The 23,269-nt window shown below is 35.7% G+C and carries 23 protein-coding genes; 12 read left to right on the forward strand and 11 right to left on the reverse strand.

Annotated elements, in window-relative coordinates:
• The first annotated feature begins 2 nt into the window (after positions 1-2).
• Positions 3-896, forward strand: a complete 894-nt coding sequence (locus BM201_RS07825) for a GyrI-like domain-containing protein (RefSeq protein ID WP_092541331.1) — start codon at positions 3-5, stop codon at positions 894-896.
• A 267-nt stretch (positions 897-1,163) separates the two neighbouring features.
• On the opposite strand, the gene BM201_RS07830 is transcribed toward BM201_RS07825, so the two are convergent.
• A complete protein-coding gene (locus BM201_RS07830) occupies positions 1,164-1,817 on the reverse strand; it encodes a gluconate 2-dehydrogenase subunit 3 family protein (protein ID WP_092541333.1) in 654 nt (217 codons plus the stop codon).
• 9 nt (positions 1,818-1,826) lie between these two features.
• Positions 1,827-3,533 carry a GMC oxidoreductase gene (locus BM201_RS07835; protein ID WP_092541335.1) on the reverse strand — a complete coding sequence of 569 codons (1,707 nt, stop codon included), beginning with the start codon at positions 3,531-3,533 and terminating at the stop codon, positions 1,827-1,829.
• Positions 3,534-3,681: 148 nt separating this feature from the next.
• On the opposite strand from BM201_RS07835, the gene BM201_RS07840 reads away from it, so the two are divergent.
• The 8 genes from BM201_RS07840 to BM201_RS07875 all read left to right on the forward strand — a co-directional run bounded on the left by BM201_RS07840 (position 3,682) and on the right by BM201_RS07875 (position 11,294).
• On the forward strand, positions 3,682-4,683 hold the full coding sequence (locus BM201_RS07840) for a sugar phosphate isomerase/epimerase family protein (RefSeq protein WP_092541337.1): 1,002 nt from the start codon (positions 3,682-3,684) through the stop codon (positions 4,681-4,683).
• A 15-nt stretch (positions 4,684-4,698) separates the two neighbouring features.
• Positions 4,699-5,925 carry a nucleoside permease gene (locus BM201_RS07845; RefSeq protein ID WP_092541339.1) on the forward strand — a complete coding sequence of 409 codons (1,227 nt, stop codon included), beginning with the start codon at positions 4,699-4,701 and terminating at the stop codon, positions 5,923-5,925.
• A 16-nt stretch (positions 5,926-5,941) separates the two neighbouring features.
• Positions 5,942-7,081, forward strand: coding sequence for a Gfo/Idh/MocA family protein (locus BM201_RS07850; RefSeq protein ID WP_092541341.1), 1,140 nt, complete (start codon positions 5,942-5,944; stop codon positions 7,079-7,081).
• Between the two features lie 18 nt (positions 7,082-7,099).
• Positions 7,100-8,155 (forward strand): sugar phosphate isomerase/epimerase family protein, encoded by a 1,056-nt coding sequence (locus BM201_RS07855; protein WP_092541343.1) that lies wholly within the window; start codon positions 7,100-7,102, stop codon positions 8,153-8,155.
• A gap of 66 nt (positions 8,156-8,221) precedes the next feature.
• On the forward strand, positions 8,222-8,980 hold the full coding sequence (locus BM201_RS07860; RefSeq protein ID WP_092541345.1) for a 3-keto-disaccharide hydrolase: 759 nt from the start codon (positions 8,222-8,224) through the stop codon (positions 8,978-8,980).
• A gap of 268 nt (positions 8,981-9,248) precedes the next feature.
• Positions 9,249-9,857 carry a superoxide dismutase family protein gene (locus BM201_RS07865; protein WP_092541347.1) on the forward strand — a complete coding sequence of 203 codons (609 nt, stop codon included), beginning with the start codon at positions 9,249-9,251 and terminating at the stop codon, positions 9,855-9,857.
• 100 nt (positions 9,858-9,957) lie between these two features.
• Complete coding sequence (locus BM201_RS07870) at positions 9,958-10,488, forward strand: RNA polymerase sigma factor (protein WP_092541349.1); 531 nt, start codon at positions 9,958-9,960, stop codon at positions 10,486-10,488.
• On the forward strand, positions 10,488-11,294 hold the full coding sequence (locus BM201_RS07875; RefSeq protein ID WP_092541351.1) for an anti-sigma factor: 807 nt from the start codon (positions 10,488-10,490) through the stop codon (positions 11,292-11,294). Before BM201_RS07870 ends, BM201_RS07875 begins: the two co-directional genes overlap by 1 nt.
• Positions 11,295-11,585: 291 nt before the next feature.
• Here BM201_RS07875 and BM201_RS07880 read toward each other — a convergent pair whose 3' ends face one another.
• The 6 genes from BM201_RS07880 to BM201_RS07905 form a co-directional block, all read right to left on the reverse strand.
• Entirely contained in the window at positions 11,586-12,338 is a 753-nt protein-coding gene (locus tag BM201_RS07880; RefSeq protein WP_092541353.1) for a LytR/AlgR family response regulator transcription factor, read from the reverse strand.
• Positions 12,339-12,348: 10 nt separating this feature from the next.
• Complete coding sequence (locus BM201_RS07885) at positions 12,349-12,645, reverse strand: 2TM domain-containing protein (protein ID WP_092541355.1); 297 nt, start codon at positions 12,643-12,645, stop codon at positions 12,349-12,351.
• A gap of 10 nt (positions 12,646-12,655) precedes the next feature.
• On the reverse strand, positions 12,656-13,993 hold the full coding sequence (locus BM201_RS07890; RefSeq protein ID WP_092541357.1) for a 2TM domain-containing protein: 1,338 nt from the start codon (positions 13,991-13,993) through the stop codon (positions 12,656-12,658).
• A 54-nt stretch (positions 13,994-14,047) separates the two neighbouring features.
• Positions 14,048-14,668, reverse strand: a complete 621-nt coding sequence (locus BM201_RS07895) for a hypothetical protein (RefSeq protein WP_092541359.1) — start codon at positions 14,666-14,668, stop codon at positions 14,048-14,050.
• A 189-nt stretch (positions 14,669-14,857) separates the two neighbouring features.
• On the reverse strand, positions 14,858-17,020 hold the full coding sequence (locus tag BM201_RS07900) for a TonB-dependent receptor (protein WP_092541361.1): 2,163 nt from the start codon (positions 17,018-17,020) through the stop codon (positions 14,858-14,860).
• A 154-nt stretch (positions 17,021-17,174) separates the two neighbouring features.
• Entirely contained in the window at positions 17,175-18,482 is a 1,308-nt protein-coding gene (locus BM201_RS07905) for an NAD(P)/FAD-dependent oxidoreductase (RefSeq protein ID WP_092541363.1), read from the reverse strand.
• 126 nt (positions 18,483-18,608) lie between these two features.
• On the opposite strand from BM201_RS07905, the gene BM201_RS07910 reads away from it, so the two are divergent.
• Both BM201_RS07910 and BM201_RS07915 read left to right on the forward strand, forming a co-directional pair.
• A complete protein-coding gene (locus BM201_RS07910) occupies positions 18,609-19,103 on the forward strand; it encodes an RNA polymerase sigma factor (RefSeq protein WP_092541550.1) in 495 nt (164 codons plus the stop codon).
• Positions 19,104-19,105: 2 nt separating this feature from the next.
• A complete protein-coding gene (locus tag BM201_RS07915; RefSeq protein WP_092541365.1) occupies positions 19,106-19,747 on the forward strand; it encodes a hypothetical protein in 642 nt (213 codons plus the stop codon).
• 35 nt (positions 19,748-19,782) lie between these two features.
• On the opposite strand, the gene BM201_RS07920 is transcribed toward BM201_RS07915, so the two are convergent.
• A complete protein-coding gene (locus BM201_RS07920; RefSeq protein WP_092541367.1) occupies positions 19,783-20,595 on the reverse strand; it encodes a lysophospholipid acyltransferase family protein in 813 nt (270 codons plus the stop codon).
• A gap of 169 nt (positions 20,596-20,764) precedes the next feature.
• A complete protein-coding gene (locus tag BM201_RS07925; RefSeq protein ID WP_092541369.1) occupies positions 20,765-21,403 on the reverse strand; it encodes an NUDIX hydrolase in 639 nt (212 codons plus the stop codon).
• On the opposite strand from BM201_RS07925, the gene BM201_RS07930 reads away from it, so the two are divergent.
• Positions 21,402-22,160, forward strand: a complete 759-nt coding sequence (locus tag BM201_RS07930; RefSeq protein ID WP_092541371.1) for a peptidylprolyl isomerase — start codon at positions 21,402-21,404, stop codon at positions 22,158-22,160. The genes BM201_RS07925 and BM201_RS07930 overlap by 2 nt on opposite strands.
• 391 nt (positions 22,161-22,551) lie before the next feature.
• Here the strand turns inward: BM201_RS07930 and BM201_RS07935 are convergent, their stop codons facing one another.
• Positions 22,552-23,265: an RDD family protein gene (locus BM201_RS07935; protein ID WP_092541373.1), complete on the reverse strand. Its 714-nt coding sequence runs from the start codon at positions 23,263-23,265 to the stop codon at positions 22,552-22,554.
• Positions 23,266-23,269 lie beyond the last annotated feature (4 nt).

The following is a 23,269-nucleotide window of genomic DNA, read 5'->3' on the forward strand; positions in this document are numbered from 1 at the left end:
CGATGAAGAAATTACTTTTGGGACTATTGATCGTAGGCTTAGTTGGTATTTCTATTTGGTATCTTGCTGTTAAACCCTACGATTATAGCATCGCCTTTACCACCAATACTCCAAGTGGTATTATTTATGAAAAAATACAATATTGGAAATATGATCATTTTAATGATGCTGAAATCCTTGACCAAGAACTCAATAAAAGCGTAACCCACGAGCTCGATTTTAGTGACAAATCCTTGGTTATCGATTGGAATATTTCACCAATAAATGATTCTGTAAATCAAGTAAAAGCAGTAGTAAATCATCCCGAAAACCTTATTTCTAATCGTATTTCTTTATTAACCGGAGAAAGTGAAGAACAAGACAGTCTTAAAGCGGAGCTCGAAATTCTTAGAAAATCGCTTGAAGACGATAAAGGCAATTATAATATCGAAATCTTAGGCGAAACAAAAGCGCCAAAAACAGATTGCGCTTGTATGAGCTTAAAAGGGCAGCTACAACAAAAAGCCATGCTTATGATGACCAATATTGGTTATTTATCAGACTATGTTTTAGAACATGATTTAGAAATGCCTGCAAAACCACGAGTTTTAGTTAAAAGTTGGGATAAAGAAACCAATGAAATTAAGTTCGATTTTTGCTTTCCTATCATTAAAAAAGAAGGCCTGCCAGAAACGGAAAAAATCAAATTAAAAACCTTACCATCGTTTAGTGCGATGCACGTTGTATTTAACGGAAATTACCTTTTTACGCATTACGGCTGGTATAAATTGCAAGATTACGCGAAAAGGCATGATCTAAATCTTAGCGAACAGGTTTTAGAGGTCTTTAATAATAATCCTGAAATGGGAGGAAATTCTATAGACTGGAAAACTGATATTTATACTTTAGTTAGATAAAATTTTCAGAAAAAATTATTGCTGAAAATATCGAATTTCAGCTAAGTGTTTATTTCCATTTTTTTCGATTTACCTGAAGTTCTAAAATCGATTATTTTTCAAAAAAGTAAAATACCAAGATTCAATAAAAAAAGCTGTCTTTTTTTAGAAGACAGCTTTTTTCCGGATAATTAGTAATTTTTAAGTCAATTTCTTTGATAAATTAACTCCTCACAATATACTTCAATTTTTGCTTAAAAACCCATAAAAACTGAAGTTATTTGAATTTTAAAGCGACATTGCTTTACCGCCACCAAATTCTTCTACGCTGCCGCAAGGAACATATTCACCAGGAATTGGATCGTACCAAAGTACGTTTTCTCCAATTTGTTCGCTTGTTTTCCAAGCCCAAATTCCCATATCTCTTACTGTTTCTAAGTAAGCAAGCGCACCAGCATCATGATTCATTAAATCTTCATCATCTGGAGTCTTGTCTTGCGGATCCTGAGTTTCAGTAGTTCGCTTTGGCCTGAAGCTTTCTTTTTCTTCAGGAGTGGCTTTTAAATATTTTGCTATTATTTTATCGTATTCTTCGGCTGTTCCATTACCTGGATCTTTATCAAATTCTTTTTCGAAAGCACTTGCAAAAGCATCAGCAGATTTTTTGAAATCCTCCTGCTGAGATTCTGGTGCTACTTCAGTCATATAAGAATCGATAAATTCAGCTATATTTAATTCACTTGCACCGGCAGTATCTGTCTTAGGCAGAATAATATCCAGCACTTCTTTCAGAATAAATCCATTAGATGCAGTTAAATATGAAGGCTGCCAGTCGTAAGAAGGTTCGCTTTTACAACTTTGCAATAAGCTTAAAGTACTTGGCCCAACGACCATCACTCCAGCTCCTAATCCTATATTTCTTAAGGCCTGTCTTCTATTCATGATTTTGGTTTATGCGTTAGACGAATTTTTAAAGTTCTTAGAAGCATGATCTGCAGCTCTGGCAGTCATTGCCATGTACGTTAATGAAGGGTTTTGACATCCAGAAGACGTCATAAAAGCACCATCTGTAACATATACGTTTTTAACTGAATGAACCTGGTTGTTACCATTTAAAACCGAAGTTTTAGGATCACGACCCATTCGTGCAGTTCCCATCTCGTGAATTCCAAGACCGGGAGCTCCAAGATTATCGTAAGAAGAAATTTCACGACAACCTGCTTTTTCTAGCATGGCGATCGCCTGTTCTTTCATATCCTTACGCATTTTAAGTTCATTTTCTTTAAATTCAGCATCAAAAGTTATAGTTGGTAATCCCCACTTATCTAACTTATCATAATTTAAAGTCATCTTATTTTCGTGGTAAGGAAGACATTCTCCAAAAGCTAAAAGTCCCATCGTCCAACCTCCTGGCTTAACGATCGCTTCTTTTAGTTCTTTACCATAACCAAGCTCGGCTACAGCTTCCTGCCAATCTCCACGGCTAGCACCACCCTGGTAACCATAACCTCTAATAAAGTCTAATCCTTCGTTATCTGTAAGGTTTCTAAATCTTGGAAGGTAAATTCCGTTTGGTTTTCTTCCTTTATAATAAGAATCTTCAAATCCATCAAATTTTCCGGAGGCTCCAACCTGAAAATGGTGATCCATTACGTTATGTCCTAACTCTCCACTATCATTTCCTAATCCTTCAGGAAATCTATCAGATTTAGATTGCATTAAAATACTTGTAGAAGCCATGGCAGAAGCACAAAGGAATATCACGTTGGCTTTAAACTCCATTTCTTCTTTAGTTTCAGTATCTATTACCTTAACCCCGGTAGCTTCTTTAGTATCTGGATCGTATAAAACCTCGCTTACAATAGAGTAAGGTCTTAAGGTCATATTGTCCGTTCTACTAGCTGCAGGTAAAGTTGAAGATGGACTACTAAAGTATCCTCCATAAGGACATCCTCTAATACAACGATTTCTAAACTGACAATTAGAGCGTCCTTCAAATTTTTTATCTCCAGTAATATGTGCTACACGACCAGCGGTTAACACCCGTCCATCAAAGCTCTCTGCAATTCTTTCTCTTACATGTTCTTCTACACAATTAAGATCCATTGGTGGTAAAAAGTTACCATCGGGTAATTGTGTAAGTCCTTCTTTACGACCACTTACTCCTATATAAGATTCTACATAATCGTACCAAGGCGCAATATCTTTATATCGAATAGGCCAATCTACTGCAATACCATCTTTCTTATTCGCTGCAAAGTCCAGATCACTTAAACGATAACTATGGCGACCCCACATAATAGAACGTCCACCAACATGGTATCCACGCATCCAATCAAACCTTTTAGTCTCGTTATATGGATGATCTACGTCATCTACAAACCAGTGCGCACTGGCCTTATTTGTAGTATAACCTGTACGTGCTTGTTTTTGCTGGCGAGCAGCTTCCTCGCGGGTTTGCTCTCCTTTAAATTTATAATCCCAAGGATCATCATTCATCGTAGGATAGTCTTTCACATGCTCTATCATACGACCTCTTTCTAAAACAAGGGTCTTAAATCCCTTCTCACATAATTCTTTTGCGGCCCAACCTCCGCTAATACCTGTTCCAACCACAATGGCATCATAGGTATCGTTTTCGTAATAACTTTTGCTCACGGTAATGTTATTGGTTAATAATTTGATAATCGAATCTTCTCAAATATATAAATTATTGCGTATAATTTCACATCTTTGAAAAAAACTATACATTTAGAACTCAAAAAAAATCAATCTTACATTTTTTTATAACATATTAACAAATTATATGAATAGCAATTTTTCCCGATTCCGTATCGTAATTTTAGGGTTAATTGTCTTTAATTTATCATTGCTTTCCTGTAAAAATAAGGAAGCTGAAAATAAAGACGATAGCTCTGCAGCCATTGATTCTACTGTAAGCAATGAGCCTTTCTTCAAATTAAGCTTAGCACAATGGTCTTTAGAAAAACCAATTCACGAAGGTGAATTAGATCCAGTAGATTTTGCAGAGAAAGCTAAAGAACTTGGCTTTGATGGTATTGAATATGTGAATCAACTTTATTTCGATAAATATCGAGATGCTGAAGATCCTGAAGCTGCTTTTTCGCTACTTTTAGATACTTTAAAAGCAAAAAGTACCGAATTTAATGTTAAAAACGTGTTAATCATGGTTGATGGCGAAGGTGATCTAGCTGCTATCAAGGATAAGGAAAGAACAGATGCTGTAGAAAAACACAAAAGATGGGTAGATGCTGCAAAATTTTTGGGCTGCCATGCTATTCGTGTAAATTTATTTGGAAGTAATGATGAAGCCGAATGGAAATCTAATGCAGTAAAAGGACTTACAGAATTATCCAAATACGCTGCTTCAAAAAAGATTAACGTACTTGTAGAAAATCATGGTGGTTTATCCAGCAATGGTAAACTGTTAGCTGAAGTAATGGAAGAAGTAGATCTACCAAACTGTGGTACCCTACCCGATTTTGGGAATTTCTGTTTACGCAGAAAAGACGGAAAAATGTGGGGAACAGAATGTATCGAAGAATATCCTACTTACCAGGGAATCGAAGAAATGATCCCTTATGCAAAAGCAGTGAGCGCAAAAACTTACGAATTCGACGAAAACGGTAAAGAAACAACATTAGATATTGGTCGAATTTTGAAGATCGTAAAAGACTCTGGTTACGAAGGTTGGATTGGTGTCGAATATGAAGGTTCTGGTTTAGAACCTGAAGAAGGAATTTTAAAAACTAAAGAATTATTACTTAACGAAGCTAAGCAGCTTTAAACATTACTACACACTATGAAGAAACTGGTAAGATTTCAATTATCCTTAATGATGTTCTTAGAATTTTTCATCTGGGGTGGTTGGTTTGTAACTCTGGGAACATTTTTAGCAGATAATTTGCAGGCGACTGGAGCAGAAACCGCAATGGCTTTTTCTACACAATCCTGGGGCGCTATTATTGCTCCTTTTATTATTGGGCTAATTGCCGATAGATTTTTTAATGCTGAACGAATTTTAGGAGTACTTCATTTAATTGGTGCTATTTTAATGTACATGATGTACAGCTCTGTCGACTTCGGAAGTTTTTATCCTTACGTGCTTAGTTATATGATCCTTTATATGCCAACACTGGCTTTGGTTAATTCAATTTCTTTTGCACAAATGAAAGATCCTTCAAAAGAATTTTCTAATATTAGGGTATTTGGTACCATTGGCTGGATTATTTCTGGAGTGGTAATTAGTACTGTGTTTGCTTGGGATTCACCCGAAGCCAGAGCGGAAGGTATGCTTAAAAACACGTTTTTAATGGTAGCAATCGCTTCAGCCTTTTTAGGCTTATTTAGTTTTAGCCTACCTAAAACTCCACCTTCAGGAAAAGGTGAAAAAATAACGATCAAAGATATTTTAGGATTAGAAGCAATAGGATTATTAAAGAACAGAAACTTTTTTATGTTCTTTTTATCTTCAATATTGATCTGTATTCCGCTTGCCTTTTATTATCAAAATGCCAACCCATTTTTAGCCGAAGTTGGTATGGGGGCTCCAACAGTTAAAATGGCTATTGGTCAGGTTTCTGAAGCTTTATTTTTATTGCTTATTCCTTTCTTCTTTAAGAGATACGGATTTAAAATTACACTTATCGCCGGAATGCTTGCATGGACCATACGATACCTATTATTCGCCTATGGAAATGCAGACGAATTAGTGCTAATGCTTTACTTAGGAATTGCTTTACATGGTATCTGCTACGACTTCTTCTTTGTATCCGGGCAGATCTATACCGATTCTAAAGCAGGACCAAAAATTAAAAGTGCTGCACAGGGATTAATTACACTGGCTACTTATGGAGTTGGGATGCTAATAGGCTTCTGGGTAGCAGGACAAATTAGCGATATGTATCTTAATGCAGATGGCACTCACGATTGGTCTAATATATGGATCGTGCCAGCTGGTTTTGCTTTTGTGGTGATGATTGTTTTTGCTATCTTCTTCCGCAATGAAAAAGTTGAATATTCAGAATAAAAATTAAAAAAATATAATGGGAAAGAAAATTAAACTCGGCATCCTTGGTGGTGGCGGTGATTCGTTAATAGGTGTATTACACCGAGTTGCTTCCTCGATGTTCGATAAATTTGAAGTTGTAGGTGGGGTATTTAATACCGACATCAATGAAAGTTTAAAATTTGCTGAAGAACTTGGTATTGGCACAGATCGCATTTATGCCAATCTTGATGACCTTATAGAACAGGAAAATAGACTACCAGAAGAAGATAGGATTCAGGTCGTATCTGTACTTACCCCAAACTTCCTTCATTTTCCTATGGCGAAACAGCTTGTAGAAGGTGGCTTTCACGTGATCTGCGAAAAACCAATGACCACTACTTTAGAAGAAGCTAAAATTCTAAAGGAAGCTTCAGATAAAGCAGGAAAAGTTTTTGCGGTGACATACACATACACAGGCTATCCAATGGTGCGCCAAATGCGTGAAATGATCACTTCAGGAAAATTAGGTAAAATTCAGAAGATCGATGTGCAGTATTATCAGGGTTGGATCAATCCTATTATCCATGATAAAGAACAACGTAATACCATCTGGCGTTTAGATCCAGAAAAATCTGGAATTAGCTGTTGTATTGGTGATATTGGTACACATGCTTACGATATGATCGAGTATGTTACTGGTATGGAGGTTAAAAAGATCCTTGCAGATCTTAATTATCTATATGAAGATAACGCCATGGACATCGATGGTACAGTACTATTACGCTTTGAAGATCAAATTAAGGGAGTGCTTAGAGCAAGCCAGATTGCTACCGGAGAAGAAAATAACTTTACTGTAAAAGTTTATGGCGATAAAGCCGGAATAAAATGGGAGCAGGAAAATCCTAATTATCTTTATTTATTAGAAGAAGATAAACCTTTGCAGGTCTTAAAACCGGGACATGCTTACAATAGCGATTTTTCTTTAAGCGGAACAAAATTACCACCGGGACATCCGGAAGGAATTTTCGATTCTATGGGAAATATTTATCACGGAGTTGCAAAAGCAATCCTGGGAGAAGAAGCTTTTGATGGCGAATATCCAACGATCACAGATGGTTTACGCGGAATGAACTTTATTGAAAAAGCCGTAGAAAGCCATAAAAATGGTAATGTTTGGACAAGCATAGACGATTAACCTGAAAAATACCAACTAATGAAAACGATAAAAGGACCTGCAGTTTATTTAGCTCAGTTTATGGATTCTAAAGCTCCGTTTAATAGTTTAGACGGACTTTGCCAATGGGCTGCAGATTTAGGATATAAAGGAATACAGATCCCTACCTGGGAAACGGCTTTGATCGATCTGGAAAAAGCCGGAGAAAGTAAAACCTACTGCGATGAGCTTAAAGGAAAAGTTGAATCTTACGGTTTAGAAATCACAGAACTTTGTACGCACTTACAGGGGCAATTAGTAGCTGTACATCCCGCTTACGATATCATGTTCGATAATTTTGCTCCAGATGAATACAAAGGAAATCCAAAAGCCAGAACGGAATGGGCTATAGAACAACTAAAAAGCGCAGCTAAAGCCAGTAGACATTTTGGCTTAGATGTTCATGGTACATTTAGTGGTTCTCTTTTATGGCATACCGCTCACCCATGGCCGCAACGACCAGATGGTCTTGTAGAACTTGGCTTTAAAGAACTAGCAAATCGCTGGTTACCTATTTTAGATGTTTTTGATGAAAACGGAGTTGACCTTTGCTATGAAATTCATCCCGGTGAGGATCTTCATGATGGTGATACGTTCGAACGCTTTTTAGCGGAAACTAATAATCATAAAAGAGTTAATCTTCTTTACGATCCAAGTCATTTTGTGCTTCAGCAATTAGATTATTTAACATATATCGATCACTATCATGAATTCATAAAAATGTTTCATGTAAAAGATGCCGAATTTAATCCTACCGGAAAAAAAGGAAGCTTTGGTGGCTATAATGATTGGGTAGACCGCGCAGGTAGATATCGCCACCCAGGTGATGGTCAGGTAGATTTTAAAACCATTTTCTCTAAACTTACACAATATGGTTGTGATGTTTGGGCAGTTATGGAATGGGAATGTTGTATAAAATCACCAGAACAGGGAGCTAAAGAAGGTGCGCCTTTTATTCAAGGCCATATTATTGAAGCTACTCAGAAAAAGTTTGACGATTTTGCAGGATCCGAAATTAATGAAGATCGTCTTAAGCGAATTCTAGGGTTAAAATAAATATTCAAGACCAGTAATATCGAGATTAACCATCTCGTTTAATTTTTAACCTAAACCTAACCGCAAATGAAAAAATTAGGATTAGTTTTAATGGCAGCTGCTGTAACAACAATAAGCTGCAAAAATCAGGAATCTGAAACTTCAGAAAATAAAGCCGATAACGAAGAAGTGGTCGTTACCGGTAAACCAACCGCAAACAGTGATTGGAAAGACCTTACAAAAGGAGATATTAATGAAAACTGGAAAGGCTATAATCGCGATTCAATAACTCAATGGACTTTAAGTGATGGCAACTTGCATTTTGTACCGAAAGATGGAAGAAATCAAAGTGAAAATCTTATTACTAAAGAAACCTATACCGATTTTGAACTTTCTATGGAATGGAAAATTTCTGAAGGTGGTAATAGTGGATTTATGTGGGCTGTCGAAGAAGATCCAAATCTTGGTGAACCTTATTTAACCGGTCCTGAAATTCAGGTTTTGGATAATGAAAAACATCCTGATGGTAAAAATGGTCCTAATCGTCACTCCGGTGCATTATACGATATGGTTGAACCATCAGAAAACACAACAAAACCAGTTGGTGAATGGAATAATGTAGTTCTAAAAATAGACCATGAAGCCAACGAAGGATCTGTAACTCAAAACGGAGTTACAATTGTAGAATTTCCGGTAGAAGGAGATGGATGGGAAAAGCTTGTAAAAAACTCAAAGTTTGCAGATTGGGAACGATTTGGTAAGTCTAAATCTGGCCATATTGCTTTACAGGATCACGGTCATGAAGTTTGGTTCCGCAATATCACGATCAAAAGATTAAACGAATAAAATAAATTGAATTTTAAAAAAGCCGCTCAGTTATGTGCGGCTTTTTTTGTTTTCTTAGAATAGAGTTCAGTCCTAATAGTTAGACGAAAATCGATAATTCTATAATAGTTTTTTCCTGTAATTAGTATAACTTAATAAGTATCTAAAAAACGCTAAACTATTGTATTTATTGGCCTGGCTTGTGTTAAGCTTGCCTTAAATGCTTGCATTGTTTTTATAATCGTAGTACATTCGTTCCAATTAATTGTAAAACCAATCACTAAATTTTATGAAACGTATAAGCTTATCTCTGCTTTTTTGTGCTACGCTTTTTATTACAAGTTGTAAAAACGAGAATAAAGAAAGTGAAAACACAGAATTAGAAGAAGAGACTACAGAAATGAACGCTGAATCTAGCGAAATGGAGTCTGAATCTTCTGAAGTTAAAGAACTAAAAGTAACATTAGAACCTAAAAGTGATAGTAATCTTTCTGGTGAAGTAATCTTTACTGAAGAAAATGGTGAAGTTACTATGGAAGCAACAATTATGGGGCTTTCTGAAGGTAAACATGCTATCCATATTCATCAAAAAGCAGATTGTTCTGCAGCAGATGGAACTTCAGCAGGTGGACACTGGAATCCAACTAACGAGCCTCACGGTAAATGGGGATCTGAAGAAGGTTATCACAAAGGTGACATAGGAAACTTTGAGGTTGATGCTTCAGGAAAAGGAACTATTACTGTAACTACAGACGAATGGTGTATAGGATGTGGCGATGATACGAAAGATATCGTTGGTAAAGCTATTATCGTACACGATGGTGTAGACGACTTTACTTCTCAACCTTCTGGTGCTGCTGGTACTCGTGTAGGATGTGGAGTTATTGAAATGAAATAATTTTTTAGGTGAAATACCTTCAAAATCGAAATAAAAGCAGCTAATTATTTAGCTGCTTTTATTTTTTTATCTATTTTTAAAGAAACTAACCATTTATTTTATGCAGCAGGATGGCCTAATTCTGGAGCTTCAAAAAGGAAATCAAAAAGCCTTTGAACGTATCTACCAGCTTTATTCAGAAAGTACGTATGGCATTATTTTTAGTATCATTGGCGAAAAGGATATCGCAGAAGAGGTTTTACAAGACGTTTTTATGAAAATATGGGATAATGCAGATTCCTATGATTCCAGCAAAGGGCGTTTTTTCACCTGGATTCTAAATATTGCTCGAAATGCTTCAATAGATAAAATTCGATCTAAAAGCTTTAAAAACAAAAAGCAAAACCTTGCGGCAGATAATTTCGTAGATATATTAGAATCAAAAACGAATTTTAGTGCTTCTTCAGACGCTATAGGATTAAAGAAATATATCGAAATTCTAAAGCCCGTTTGTAAAAAGTTAATCGACCTATTATTTTTCAAAGGCTATACTCAAAAAGAGACTGCTGAAGAATTAGAAATGCCTCTGGGAACGGTTAAAACCAGAAACAGAGCTTGTATCAATAAATTAAGAGAAATCGTAGGAAACTAATGGCTGAAATAGAAGAATACATATCGTCTGGGATTCTGGAGCTCTATGTTTACGGCGCACTTAGCGAAACCGAAAGTCGGGAAGTTACCAATATGCTTAGAGAATATCCTGAAGTTGAAAAGGAAGTAGAAGAAATTGAAGATGCGCTCCAAAAACTGGCAGTTGGAGTAGCTCCCTACAATCCTGAAGCTTTACTGGCTTCACTTAAATCCAAGCTCACACCACGAACACCGGTTAGATCGATCACGCCAGAAAGTACTCGACGTACTAAATGGGTGGCCTATATTGGATGGGCAGCAAGTTTGGTGCTGTTAATTGGATTGTTCTTTTTATTCCAGCAAAACAGTGCACTTAGAAATTCATTAACTGAAGCTGAAACCAAAAACAGCATTATGGAGCAACAAATTGCAGACATTCGTGAGGATGCAGAAAATACTAAACAAATCCTGGCGGCCATTAGAGATAATAATATTTCTAGAATTCCGCTACAAGGACAAGGTGTCGCTCCAGATGCTTATGCTACGGTGTACTGGAATAATGAAGACAACACCGCTTATATCGATGCGCAAGGTTTACCAGAGCCACCAAGAGGCCAGGTTTACCAGGTTTGGTCTTTAACAATGCAACCATTAACGCCTACAAGTATTGGTTTGCTAGACGATTTTGTTGATGATGACAACAAAATTTTCGCACTGCAGAACGCAAACGAATCTGAAGCTTTTGGTATTACCTTAGAACCTGAAGGTGGAAGCGAATCTCCTACAATGGAACAACTTTATGTACTTGGTACAGTAGCTGCTCCCTAATCATAAAAATTAAAACCTATAATAATCAAAAACGCCCCGCAAATGCAGGGCGTTTTTTTCATAGGTGTTAGTAGTAAAACTCAATAGTTTGAGCAAACTGAAAGGCTTGTAAAAACAAGCCTTTCACTCTAACCAACCAAAAAAAATCAAAAACTCAAATCAGAAATTCGACCAAAAAAACGATTCAAGTAAAAAGGCTTTTTTGCTGCCTTTCACTTATACATACGTGAAGAAGTTTTCTTCGGTTTTAAAAAGATTCAATTTTAACATTTTTTAACGATTGGTATATCGCTAGGAAATCCAGTTCTTGAAATCCTTTACGCGTTCACGACTTACAATAACCTGAAATTCGTTGAAATTAAAGAGTTTTAATTCTAACCTCGAATTGGTGTAAGAAATAATATCTTTAATGGCTTTTAGATGAACGATACATTTTCTATTTATTCTGAAAAACTTTTCTGGATCCAATTCTTTTTCCAATTGTTCCAAGGAAACATCCATTAAATATCCTCTACCTTCATTATTTTGAATGTACGTTGCTTTATTTTCAGAATAAAAACATACAATATCGTCGACATCAATAATTTTTAAATGCTGCCCTACCTGGATGGTAAATCGAGATTTGTAATTATTTGAACTAGAAAAATTAAGCAGACTTCTAAAATCATCTACATTTAATTTAACCGATTTTGACTGATGGGTTTCTTCAAACTTTGCGATGGCTTCATCCAGTTCTTCGTCATCGATAGGCTTCAGTAAATAATCTACACTATTCAGCTTAAAAGCTTTTAAAGCATATTCATCATAAGCAGTTGTGAAGATGATAGCACTTTTCACTTTTACCGCTTCAAAGATCTCGAAAGATAGTCCGTCACTAAGCTGAATATCTAAAAATATAAGATCTGGATGTTCATTTTCAGAAAACCATGAAATCCCTTCAGCAACCGAATGTAACATGGTTTCTACTTCTAATCCTTTTTTATTCAGTAAACGATTTAAGCGCCTTGCAGCGGGCTTTTCGTCCTCGATAATTACTATTTTCATCTACTCCTTATTATTCCCAGCGTTGCTGATCCTGTTCTTTATTCATGTATTCGTTGATCTTTCGCTCTTCCCAATCTTTGTTGAACATTGGGTTTTTATCAAAAGCTTTTAAATAATCGAAAGCCAATCCTATTCCCCAGCCAAATAGAACCCATAAAAACCAGGGATATTGTAGATCGATAGTGTACCAGTTTATTCCGAATAAAAAGAGATTTACTACGATGAACACCATTAAGTGCGTATAAAAATCCTTCATTTTTTGCACTTTTTTACGTGCTTCTATATATTTTTCTTCTGAATTTTTCATGATCGATGATTTAGTCTTCTTTGTTCATTATTTCTTTGATCTTGCGCTCTTCCCAGTCTCTTCCTAAAAACGGACTATAATTGAAAGCTGCAAGACCGTGAAATAAAAGCCCTATTCCCCAACCTAAAGCCGGGAAGATAACCCATAAAAAACCCGTTGTTAGATAATTAAACACTGCTAAAACCGGGATTACAATACAATAAGAAGTTAAGTTTCCATAAAACTCTTTTTCTTTTTTCACCCGTTCTTTTGCATTTAGGTAGCTTTTATTTTCTAATTCTAAAGTTTTCATTTTTTCAGTATTAATTGGTTTGATCTGGTTAGTTTGTTTGGTTAATAACGGAAGACGCACCATAAATTCATCTTCAGTTTTAATGATCTCCATTGTTCTATTGGTAAGCAAATTATAACGCTCCTTGATGTTTACAAGACCTACACCGCTACCACTTCTTAAAATTTCTTTTGGCTGAAGGTTATTCTTAACTACCAAAACTTTATCTGCTTCGTAAATAGTGATCACTAAAGGAGAATCTGACGTAATCTTATTATGTTTTACAGTATTTTCTAACAATAACTGAAGCGAAAGCGGAACCACCTTAGCATCGGGATTTGTTAATTTTTCAGGAAAATTGTAAATAATAGAATCTTCAAAACGCATTTTTAAAAGATTCATATACACTTTGGCGAATTTTAACTCCTCTTCTACCGTTACCAATTCTTTGCTTTTTTGCTCTAAAACATACCGATAGACTTTAGAAAGTGAGCCGGTAAATTTTTGAGCCATATCTGGATCTTCATCGATCAAAGAGCTTAAAACATTTAAACTATTAAAAAGAAAATGGGGGTCTAATTGATTTTTAAGCGCATCGAACCTGGATGTCGCTGTTCCTGCAATGATCTTTTGTTCTTTAACCTTTTCTTCCTGGGAAGCTTTAAAAAAGTAAACCAGATGAAAGAAAAGGGAAATACAGGTGCTAAAAAGTAATGGAAATAAATAATTGCTAAGATCTTCGTTAGCAAGAAATTCTGATACATTATAAACAGGATCGATTAGTGTTAAATGCACCATACGGCAAAAAAAATAGGCAATCAAAGTTACCAATATCGACCCTCCGGTAGAAAGCAATAATTTACGAATGCCAGTATTTTCCCAGCCAACAAACTTTTCGAATGCCATCGAAAACAATACGTTTACAATAGTTAGGGCAAAGCAATAAAAAAGGTAAATCCCTATAGTACCAAAGCTTTTCATTTCGCGAATCTCGAAATTATTTGCCGCGGCATCCAGTAAAATAACAAGTACTGAAACTATAAAGCCTATTTTTATAACTTTTAAGATCGTTTTCATAAGAATATTATTGCTTTCTAAAAATACTATAATTTCATCTAAATTGAGACTAGCTTAGTTTTTACAACTTTTTAAAGCTTCTACTGCCTGATCTTTTCCCCAGTTTGGATAAAATGGCGTATCATTTTCAAATTCATCGAATAGCGCGATCGAAGCTTCGATCTCCTTGCAAATTGGTGTTAGATCACTTCCAAAAAACTTTGCACCACCAAGCTCAAATTGTGCTTTTTCGAATTTCACTCTTGGATTTTTTGGATCCAGTTTTTCAGCTTTTGCGTAGATTTCATTTACTTTCGGCATATATTTTTGTCCGTTTGTCATTGGATTTTGCGTGATCTTCACCGTATAAATTAAAGCCTCTAAAACTAAAAGCTCGGCATTTTCTTCAGTTTTTAATAAAGCAGATTGTAAGGCTGCTTCGGCTTTTTTAAGTTGAGCCTCCAAAACTTTATTATCTTTTGTACTGAAGGCTGCAGTGGTATTCACCAAACCTAAATAATAATCTGGTAACCATTTTTCCTGCTCAACAGCTGCAACACGCTCAAAAATAGCGCTGGCTGTTTCAACATTTCCTTCCTGCCAGTTTTGCATTGCTTTTTGCATGGCATCCTTGTAATTTTGTCCTGAAACTAATTGCGATACACTAAGTAAAAATAGAATAATAACTGTTTTCATTTTTTGATTGTTTTAATTCCTTATTAAGGTTTTGATTACCCGAGACGTATCTCGAAAATTTAAAATGTCCATATTCAATTCTCGTGGACTTGCCGAGCTTTTTGATTTGTTAATGTAAAATTGAATGATTTGAAGCTTCTTTAAAATAATAGGTTGCTGAATTGTCAAATTTCGATACCCAACTGTTTTTTAAAGTTGATCTAGTTGATTTCGATTTTTATTATCACTTATCGTCCAAAAGAATCCAACAAAGAAAAACCTATCTGCCGTTGGCCTTATCGCTCTTGCGGTATACGTTCCTGAAGCATCTGGTGTGTTAGAATAGTCGTATCCAAATACATTTTGAGTTCCCAAAACATTAGAAACAGATACATAAAGAATTTGCTGTTTATTTAATAAATACGCCCAGTTAAAATTCAAACTATGATAAGATTTTACCTTTTCAGCCATAAAATTAGGAGTATTGGGATCGTTGTAGGGGCGACCAGAATTAAAATTATAAGTGAATCCTGCCTGGCTTCGTAAGGATTGGATCCAATATTTACTAACCACAGATAAATTATGATTTGCCACAAAATTTGGCGTTACCTGCTCTGGATAATTCTGGTATTTTCTTTCTGAATCTATAAACGAATACGAAATCCAATAATCTAAGTTTTTAAAGTGGCCATCGCGCCAAAAAATATCAATCCCTTTTGCATAACCAGAACCTGAATTATCGAAATTAGAATCGAAAGTAATTTCATCTCCTGAATAGGTTAATAAATCTCGATATTCTTTAAAATATGCCTCGGCTCTTAAAGTCGTAGATGCTTTTTTGTATTGATAATTTAAGATGTAATGCGTTGCTTTTTGCTGAACTAAATGCTCGCTGAATTTTAAATAATCTTGGCCTGCCTGCTGCCTGAAGTTCCCAAAAGCTGTCGAAATTTGTTGATTTTCATCAATTTTATAGGCTAAAGATAAACGCGGACTCACATAAACCTCACTCAACAAGGCATCCTGGGTTGCTCTTACGCCAACTTTCGCCGCCAGGTTTTGACTAAAGAAAATATCGGTTTCTGTAAATACCGAAAATAAACCCGAATTATAGTTGGGGTTAAAGTTCCCCGCTTCAGATTGGTAAGATTGTTTAAAATCGGTATTAAAATATTCAGCTCCAAAATTCAGTTTTATCTTATCAGTAAATCTTTTGCTCAGTTTGGTCTTTAGATGAAAACTATTTTCTGTATCATCGATTAACTCTTCAGATTCTTCAGCAATTAAATTGATATCATTTTGGCTGTTTCCGTAGCTAATTCCACCAAATAAATGCCATTTATTCCCTAAAGAATGTACATACGAAGAATTCAGATAAAAATTATTGTTTTTTAGATCTACCGTTTGGGTGCTTCCGTAGATAGGCTGCTCGACATTAAAAGAAGAATGATCGTAAGCGGTATATACCTTTAAAAGTCCGTTTTCGAATTGATTTCTAAAAACCGCTTCGCCCGCGATTGACTGGAAAGGCTTATTAAAAGATATATTTTGATCGATCAATGATTGATATGGTCCAAGATTCGCATAACTAGTGTTTAGTGTAATCGAGCTTTTCTCCCAGTTCTTGGTTTTTCCAATCCCAAATCCCAGACTCATAAAACTAAGCTCTGTATTATCTTCTTCAGCTTCATCCTGGGTATCCATTACCAAAACACTAGATAAAGCATTACCGTATTCAGCGCTGTAACCACCCGTAGAAAACGACATTCCTTTAAATAAATAAGGCGAAAACCGACCTCTGGAAGGGATATTTCTAACCGAGGCATTATAGGGTTGCGCCACACGCAAACCGTCTACAAAAGTTTGGGTTTCACTAGCATCGCCGCCGCGAACAAACAACCGGCCGTCTTCTCCTACACTTTGTGTCCCAGGTAAAGTTTCTAGAGCAGTAATGATATTTCCCACACTTCCGGCTGTGGTCACGATATCCAAAGGTTTTAATACTGAAGCTTCTGAAGTTGTTCCAGCTTCAAAATTACCTGCATTGATCACCACGGCATCCAAAGCATCGAACTTTTCTGTAAGCTGAATTTGTAGGTTTTTGAAGCTACTTATTTCTCCTGAAATCTCTTTAGTTTCAAAAGAAAGAAATGAAATAACTAGCGTTTTTGTTCCTGTTTCTTCTGAAGTGAAATTAAAACGACCATTTTCATCTGAAATGGCGCCATCGTAAGTTCCTTTAAGGTAAATATTAGCTCCGGCAATGGGCTGCTCTTTTTTATCGGTTATCACCCCATGAATCTCCTGTTGTGCGAATGATGATCTTCCAATAAAAATAAAAACGAATAGAAAAAGATAGTAGTTGAAGTTCATTTTTTGATTGATTTTATACTTCAAAAATGCTTCAGATATTCAGGCTTCAACAAAAAAGAAAACCGAACTGTAATTTTTTCAGGACCAATTGAAAAAACAAAACCCGAATCGTTCGATTCGGGTTTTCTCTATCTTTTTATTCTGTCTTAAAATGCTATACTTTTTTCTGGTCGGCTTCCAGATTTTCTCTATTCGACTTATAAGGTCTTATAATTAACCGAGCTGCGCGATCGAAATTAATATAGTTGTACACCCAGTTACAAAATGTCACCAAACGGTTTCTAAAACCTATCAAAAAGAAAAGGTGTACAAACATCCAGATAAACCAGGCGAAAAAGCCTCCAAAAGTTGATTTTCCAAGATCTACAACAGCTTTATTTCTTCCAATGGTAGCCATACTTCCTTTGTCGAAATAATCAAAAGGTTCTAATTTTTCACCCTTAATTAATTTCTTTAGATTCTTTGCCAAATGTTTCCCTTGCTGAATAGCCGGTTGTGCAACCATTGGGTGTCCTTTTGGATATTCTTCAGTTTGCATAACAGCAATATCTCCAATAGCAAATATATTTTCGTAACCATTAACCTGATTAAACGCATTTACCTCGTAGCGATTTGCTTTTTCGATCATTGCCGAAGCGTTTAAACCTTTTACAGGAGCACCGGTAACTCCGGCAGACCATATTAGAGTTTCAGTCTTTAAAGCCAGATCTGTATTGGTGGTAACCAAGTGACCATCATAACTTTCTACCATGGTATTTAAATGAATTTTCACTCCCAAATCTTCTAAGAATTTATGAGATTTTTCAGAAGATTTTTCACTCATAGGCGGCAGTACACGCCCTAAACCTTCTAATAAGTGAATATTCATTTCCGCTGGATTAAGATCGGGGTAATCTTTAGGTACAATTTGATTTCGAAGTCCGGCTATAGCTCCACTCAATTCCACTCCTGTAGGACCTGCACCAACTAAAACAAAATTAAGTAAAGCTTTACGCTTTTCTGGATCTGTTTCAATGACAGCTTGCTCTAAATTCTCTAAGATAAGACTTCTAATATTTAAGGCTTGTGGAATCGTTTTCATCCACATCGCATTTTTTTCTACACTATCGTTCCCAAAGAAATTTGTTTTAGATCCTGTGGCTATCACCAGGTAATCGTAAATAAGTTCTCCAATATTAGAGTGTATGATGTTATTATCTGCATCGATAGATTGTACTTCGGCATTTCTGAAAAAACATTTCTTCGAGTTCCTCGTAACTTTCCTTAAGGGATATGCAATTGAATCTGGCTCTAATCCAGAGGTTGATACTTGATATAAAAGGGGTTGAAAGGTGTGATAATTGTTACGGTCTAGTAAGACCATTTGTACTTCTTCGTTTAATAACTTTCTTGCCAAAGAAATTCCGGCAAAACCGCCACCAATGATAACCACCCTGGGCAATTCGGTTCTGGGTATATTCATAACTATTGATTGGTTTATCGTAAAGTTACAGCTTATAGCATAAATAGTGGGCTCATTAACTTGAATTTAAAATAATTTGTAACATTTTATATATTATTACTACATATTAGTAGCTAACCAGTGATTGTGGAAAAAGAATTAGAGCACCAGTTTGTTTCCAAATTAGAGCGACACCAAAACATTGCGCATAAGATCTGTAGATTGTATACGCACGACAGGGAGTCGCATAACGATCTGTTTCAGGAAATTACGATACAGCTTTGGAAAGCCTACCCAAAATTTAGAGGTGAGGCAAAATTTAGCACCTGGATGTATCGAGTAGCACTAAACACCGCAATTACTTTATACAGAAAGAAAAAAAGAGGGATTAGAACCCAGGATTTCGATACTGTTCATTTTAAAATTAAAGCCGAAGAGTATGATGACGAAACCGAACAGCAATTAGGTTTAATGTATAATGCGATAAAAGAATTAAATGATATTGAAAAAGCCTTAGTTTTTTTATATCTGGAAGACAAAAATTACAAAGAAATATCTGAAACTTTAGGAATAAGTGAGGTGAATGCCAGAGTGAAAATGAATAGAATAAAAACTAAACTTAAAAGCGTTTTAAATCCGTAACTATGGATGGATTAGAATTATTAAAAAAGAACTGGAAAAGCCAGGAAGCAACGCTTCCGCAGGTTTCCTATGACGAGATCTACAAGATGATCTGGAAGCGATCTTCGTCTATCGTAAAGTGGATCTTTATTATAAGTATATGTGAGTTTCTATTTGGTGTTATATTAAATGTTGGATTGGCAGATGAAGAATACTGGAATTCACTAGAACAACTCCAAATTAAAGAAATAACTATATGGGCATATGGCATCAATTACTTGATCACTATCTACTTTATGTTTCGATTTTACATGAATTATAGGCAGATAAACTCAACTAGTTCAGCAAAGAGATTAATGAAAGATATTATAAAAACTCGTAAAACGGTTAAATCTTATATCCTATATGTCTTAATATCATTAGCTGTAGTAACCTTATCTCTTTTCTATCTTATAGCCTATCATCATATTGAAAATACCCAAGTAGCAGATAGTAGCGCGTATGTTTTTGATGCCTTAGATTGGCTAAAATTTACTGGGATAACCATAATTGGCTTAGGAATATTTCTAGGAGTAATTTGGTTCTTCTATCAACTATTATATGGCATTCTTTTAAAACGACTAAAGAAAAATTATACACAGCTGGAGAATTTAGACTGCGATTAACACCTTCATACTATAATTCTGAATCAAAAGCGCTGTTATTCTTCTTTGTAAGAGTAACGGCGTTTTTCGTTTAGATGTTCTATTTCTTCCAGCTCTTCCATCGGGATCACTTTTAAGAAAGAAGAATGCTGCTCGATAGCATATTCAATTTTGCCTACAATGGCATCAACGCTATCATTTTCGTAGTCGATCTTTAAAGGTTCCTTTACCTGAAAGGATTGTAAAATTCCGCGTTTTTTAATTCTTAGTCCTTTTTTATCAAAAGAACGTCTAAAACCATCAATAACGATAGGTACAACAATAGGTTTGTATTGCTTAATAATATGCGCCGTTCCTTTTCTTATGGGTTTAAAAGGCGTTGTGGTTCCCTGCGGAAATGTAATTACCCAACCATCATCTAAAGCAACGCCTACATTTTTAGAATCATCTGGATTCACTTTTCGCTTTACGTCCTGACCTTTAGAGCGCCAGGTTCTTTCAACTTTAATAGCACCGGCATAAGCCATAATTCTGGCAAGCAAACCAGCCTTCATGGTTTCCTTTGCCGCTACATAATAAATATTGAGTTTGGGATGCCAAATATATCCTACATTTTTTATACTATCTACCCTACCGCTAAGACTCGCATTAAAAACGTGAAACATAGCCACTACATCTGCAAAATAGGTTTGGTGATTAGACACGAACAATACGCCCGTATCCGGTAAATTTTTAATAATTTCTGAACCTTCTATACTTAATTCATTAAAGCCGCGATAACGCCTATGCGTCATTAAGCCAAAAACACGAATAAGCCATTTTTTAATAATTAATATATGTCCAAATGGATTTTTCTTTAATAATCCCATAGTTTCTTTTACGCTATTTAATCGATAATTAAAATGCCGCTACAGTCGTAATTCTTAAAAGGAAAAACTTAGACTAAAACATTTTGCTACCTACTTCAGCATTTCTTAGAACATCATCAAAATCTCTCTTTTTTCTGCTGAAAAACCCACAAATATAAGTAATTCAATTTTATAGAATCTCGCGAAGCATTTCTCGCAATTCTCCCAGCATCATTCCTGTTGCTCCCCAAACGATTTGGTCATTGAGTAAAAAAGCAGGCACATCGATATTTTCCATGTACGAGGTACTTAAATTCCTAGTGACAAAATTCGATTCATTTAAAAAATCCTCGAGTTTTACTTCCAAAATATCTTCGACTTCACTTTCCTGCGGAATAAGCTGCGGAGTTTCAGTCATCACTCCAACATAAGGATGTACCCAAAAATTACTTGGCGGAATGTACAATTTCGATAATCCACGAATCACTTCTATTTTTTCCTGCGGAATACCAACTTCCTCTTCGGTCTCCCGTAACGCTGTATCTTCTAGATCACGATCCTCTGCTTCTACCCGTCCGCCGGGGAAACCAATTTGATTTGAATGGACGCCTTTGTAGGTTTTACGAAGTATAAGCACAAAGTAAGTTTGGTCGTTTTTAGGATAGAACACCGCCATTACTCCGGCTTTATTTGTTTTTTTTGCCGAAAAATCTATCTTTTTAAGTTCCTGCACCCTAATAGACGGCGCTAATTTATTGTGAGCCGCTTCGCCGGGTAATTCTATTTTTTTTAAATTTGAAATTCTATTTTTAAACTCGAAGAAATCCATGTTTAAACGTGTATCAGTAATCGCAATTTTGGTTGTTAGTATTTTTGCAAGTTGTGAAGATAAGAAAACTTCAAAGGAAAATAATTCAGAAAACACCTCTAAAGCCGTTAAAAATAGCACAAAAAATGAGGATTCTGTAAAAAGCGAAGTAGATTCGGCTAAAATCAAAAAAGAGCAGGCAAAAGCACTTACCGAGAAAGATACCGCATTTCCTATTCCGCAGGAAAAATTAATTCCTTTCTTAATGGAATACGGAAAGAAAAATCCAGAGAATAAAGTCCGTATCACAACCAGTTTTGGTTCTTTCGAGGTGACTTTATATAGAGATACGCCACTTCACCGTGCAAATTTTATCATGCTTATTAAAAACGATTATTTTGATAACACCTATTTTCATCGTGTAGCACCAAATTTTGTGATCCAGGGAGGAAATTCAGATAACGCATCTACAAATATCAAAAGACACGATATTGGTGATTATTTAATTCCGAATGAATTAGATGCTGGTCACCGCCATGTACGCGGAGCTTTTTCAGCAGCAAAATATGCCGAGCAAAATACGAGTAAAGCTTCTAGTCCGTTTGAATTTTTCGTGGTGTTGAATCCTAATGGAGCGCATCACCTGGACGACGAACATACGGTTTACGGTTATGTTTCTAAAGGAATGGATGTGGTCGACGAGATTTCTAAAGTAAAAACCGGCCAATCTGAATGGCCAATCGATAACATCGAAATGCAGGTAGAGATTATTGAGTAGCTTTTCTGTAGGCAGTGGACAATTAACAGTTAGCAATTATCAATAATCTAGGTTTTGGAGCAGCATTTTTAATTAAACAGATCTAATTTCTAGGCTCCAACTTCTAAAATCCAGACTTTCAATTCGAATGTTTTGTTCAATTGACAGTTTCAGTAAGCAGTCTAAGTGAGCAGTCTCAGTAGGCAGTGAGCAACAATCAATTAACAGTTAGCAATTATCAATATTCTAAGTTTTGAAGTTTTCTTTTTCGGGAAAAAGTCAGATTTCTAAATGCTATGATCTCAAATCTAATAATCTAAGTTTTAGAGCACTATTTTTAATTAAACAGGTCTCCTTTCTAGCCTCTAACTTCTAAAATCTAGAGTCTAAGATCTCAAATCTAACTTCTAACCTATTGCTGTGTGAAATAATTATAATCTTCGATCACTCGTTTTACAAAAACCATAGGTTTTTCATCGAATTTCACCCCGAGTAGATTAGATAATTTTTCAGCTAAAGCGATGATCACCTTATGATTTCCCTTTATTCGGGCATTTCTATAGATCTCTTTGACTTCCTGAACGTCGCGATCTTTTAAAATGGTAACCTGAGGATATTTTGGCACGTAATCTTCAGGAATTTCAACAGCTAAAGTATTAGCTAAGCTTAGTTTTCGTTTTTCAGAAATTACCGTTGTTTTTGCCGCCATATCTCCTAAACGCTGCCCTTTACCATTCAATAAAATAGTAACTACGGCAATACTTCCGCTACCTAAACTTATATCAATAATTCGCAGCAACCATCGTATTAGATAGTTTACGAAAGCCGGGCGAGATCCATCTAATTTTACGACTTTAATTTTCATGGCAGATTTTCCCGGTGTTTTGCCATCCCAAAAAGTTTCGAACATTAGATAGTAAAGAAAAATAGGCAAACCAATCACCATATAGTAGACCATTTCACCAAATCGATCGGCTTCAAAACCCGCTAGTAATAGCGCAGAAATGATCGAATAAATGATCATAATAAAAAAATCTATTAGAAAAGCTAAAACCCGATCACCAATTGAGGCCGAATTTTGCTGAATTCCGATATTTTGAGCGGTTTCAATTTGAAAATTATCCATTAAA

Source organism: Zunongwangia mangrovi, assembly GCF_900112105.1.
In the GTDB taxonomy this organism is placed as follows: Bacteria; Bacteroidota; Bacteroidia; order Flavobacteriales; family Flavobacteriaceae; genus Zunongwangia; species Zunongwangia mangrovi.

Excerpts from the sequence above, each read along its gene's own strand:
- BM201_RS07825 (WP_092541331.1), top strand. The coding sequence starts at position 3 with ATGAAGAAATTACTTTTGGGACTATTGATCGTAGGCTTAGTTGGTATT.
- BM201_RS07830 (WP_092541333.1), bottom strand. The coding sequence starts at position 1,817 with ATGAATAGAAGACAGGCCTTAAGAAATATAGGATTAGGAGCTGGAGTG.
- BM201_RS07840 (WP_092541337.1), top strand. The coding sequence starts at position 3,682 with ATGAATAGCAATTTTTCCCGATTCCGTATCGTAATTTTAGGGTTAATT.
- BM201_RS07845 (WP_092541339.1), top strand. The coding sequence starts at position 4,699 with ATGAAGAAACTGGTAAGATTTCAATTATCCTTAATGATGTTCTTAGAA.
- BM201_RS07850 (WP_092541341.1), top strand. The coding sequence starts at position 5,942 with ATGGGAAAGAAAATTAAACTCGGCATCCTTGGTGGTGGCGGTGATTCG.
- BM201_RS07855 (WP_092541343.1), top strand. The coding sequence starts at position 7,100 with ATGAAAACGATAAAAGGACCTGCAGTTTATTTAGCTCAGTTTATGGAT.
- BM201_RS07860 (WP_092541345.1), top strand. The coding sequence starts at position 8,222 with ATGAAAAAATTAGGATTAGTTTTAATGGCAGCTGCTGTAACAACAATA.
- BM201_RS07865 (WP_092541347.1), top strand. The coding sequence starts at position 9,249 with ATGAAACGTATAAGCTTATCTCTGCTTTTTTGTGCTACGCTTTTTATT.
- BM201_RS07870 (WP_092541349.1), top strand. The coding sequence starts at position 9,958 with ATGCAGCAGGATGGCCTAATTCTGGAGCTTCAAAAAGGAAATCAAAAA.
- BM201_RS07875 (WP_092541351.1), top strand. The coding sequence starts at position 10,488 with ATGGCTGAAATAGAAGAATACATATCGTCTGGGATTCTGGAGCTCTAT.
- BM201_RS07880 (WP_092541353.1), bottom strand. The coding sequence starts at position 12,338 with ATGAAAATAGTAATTATCGAGGACGAAAAGCCCGCTGCAAGGCGCTTA.
- BM201_RS07885 (WP_092541355.1), bottom strand. The coding sequence starts at position 12,645 with ATGAAAAATTCAGAAGAAAAATATATAGAAGCACGTAAAAAAGTGCAA.
- BM201_RS07890 (WP_092541357.1), bottom strand. The coding sequence starts at position 13,993 with ATGAAAACGATCTTAAAAGTTATAAAAATAGGCTTTATAGTTTCAGTA.
- BM201_RS07895 (WP_092541359.1), bottom strand. The coding sequence starts at position 14,668 with ATGAAAACAGTTATTATTCTATTTTTACTTAGTGTATCGCAATTAGTT.
- BM201_RS07900 (WP_092541361.1), bottom strand. The coding sequence starts at position 17,020 with ATGAACTTCAACTACTATCTTTTTCTATTCGTTTTTATTTTTATTGGA.
- BM201_RS07905 (WP_092541363.1), bottom strand. The coding sequence starts at position 18,482 with ATGAATATACCCAGAACCGAATTGCCCAGGGTGGTTATCATTGGTGGC.
- BM201_RS07915 (WP_092541365.1), top strand. The coding sequence starts at position 19,106 with ATGGATGGATTAGAATTATTAAAAAAGAACTGGAAAAGCCAGGAAGCA.
- BM201_RS07920 (WP_092541367.1), bottom strand. The coding sequence starts at position 20,595 with ATGGGATTATTAAAGAAAAATCCATTTGGACATATATTAATTATTAAA.
- BM201_RS07930 (WP_092541371.1), top strand. The coding sequence starts at position 21,402 with ATGTTTAAACGTGTATCAGTAATCGCAATTTTGGTTGTTAGTATTTTT.
- BM201_RS07925 (WP_092541369.1), bottom strand. The coding sequence starts at position 21,403 with ATGGATTTCTTCGAGTTTAAAAATAGAATTTCAAATTTAAAAAAAATA.
- BM201_RS07935 (WP_092541373.1), bottom strand. The coding sequence starts at position 23,265 with ATGGATAATTTTCAAATTGAAACCGCTCAAAATATCGGAATTCAGCAA.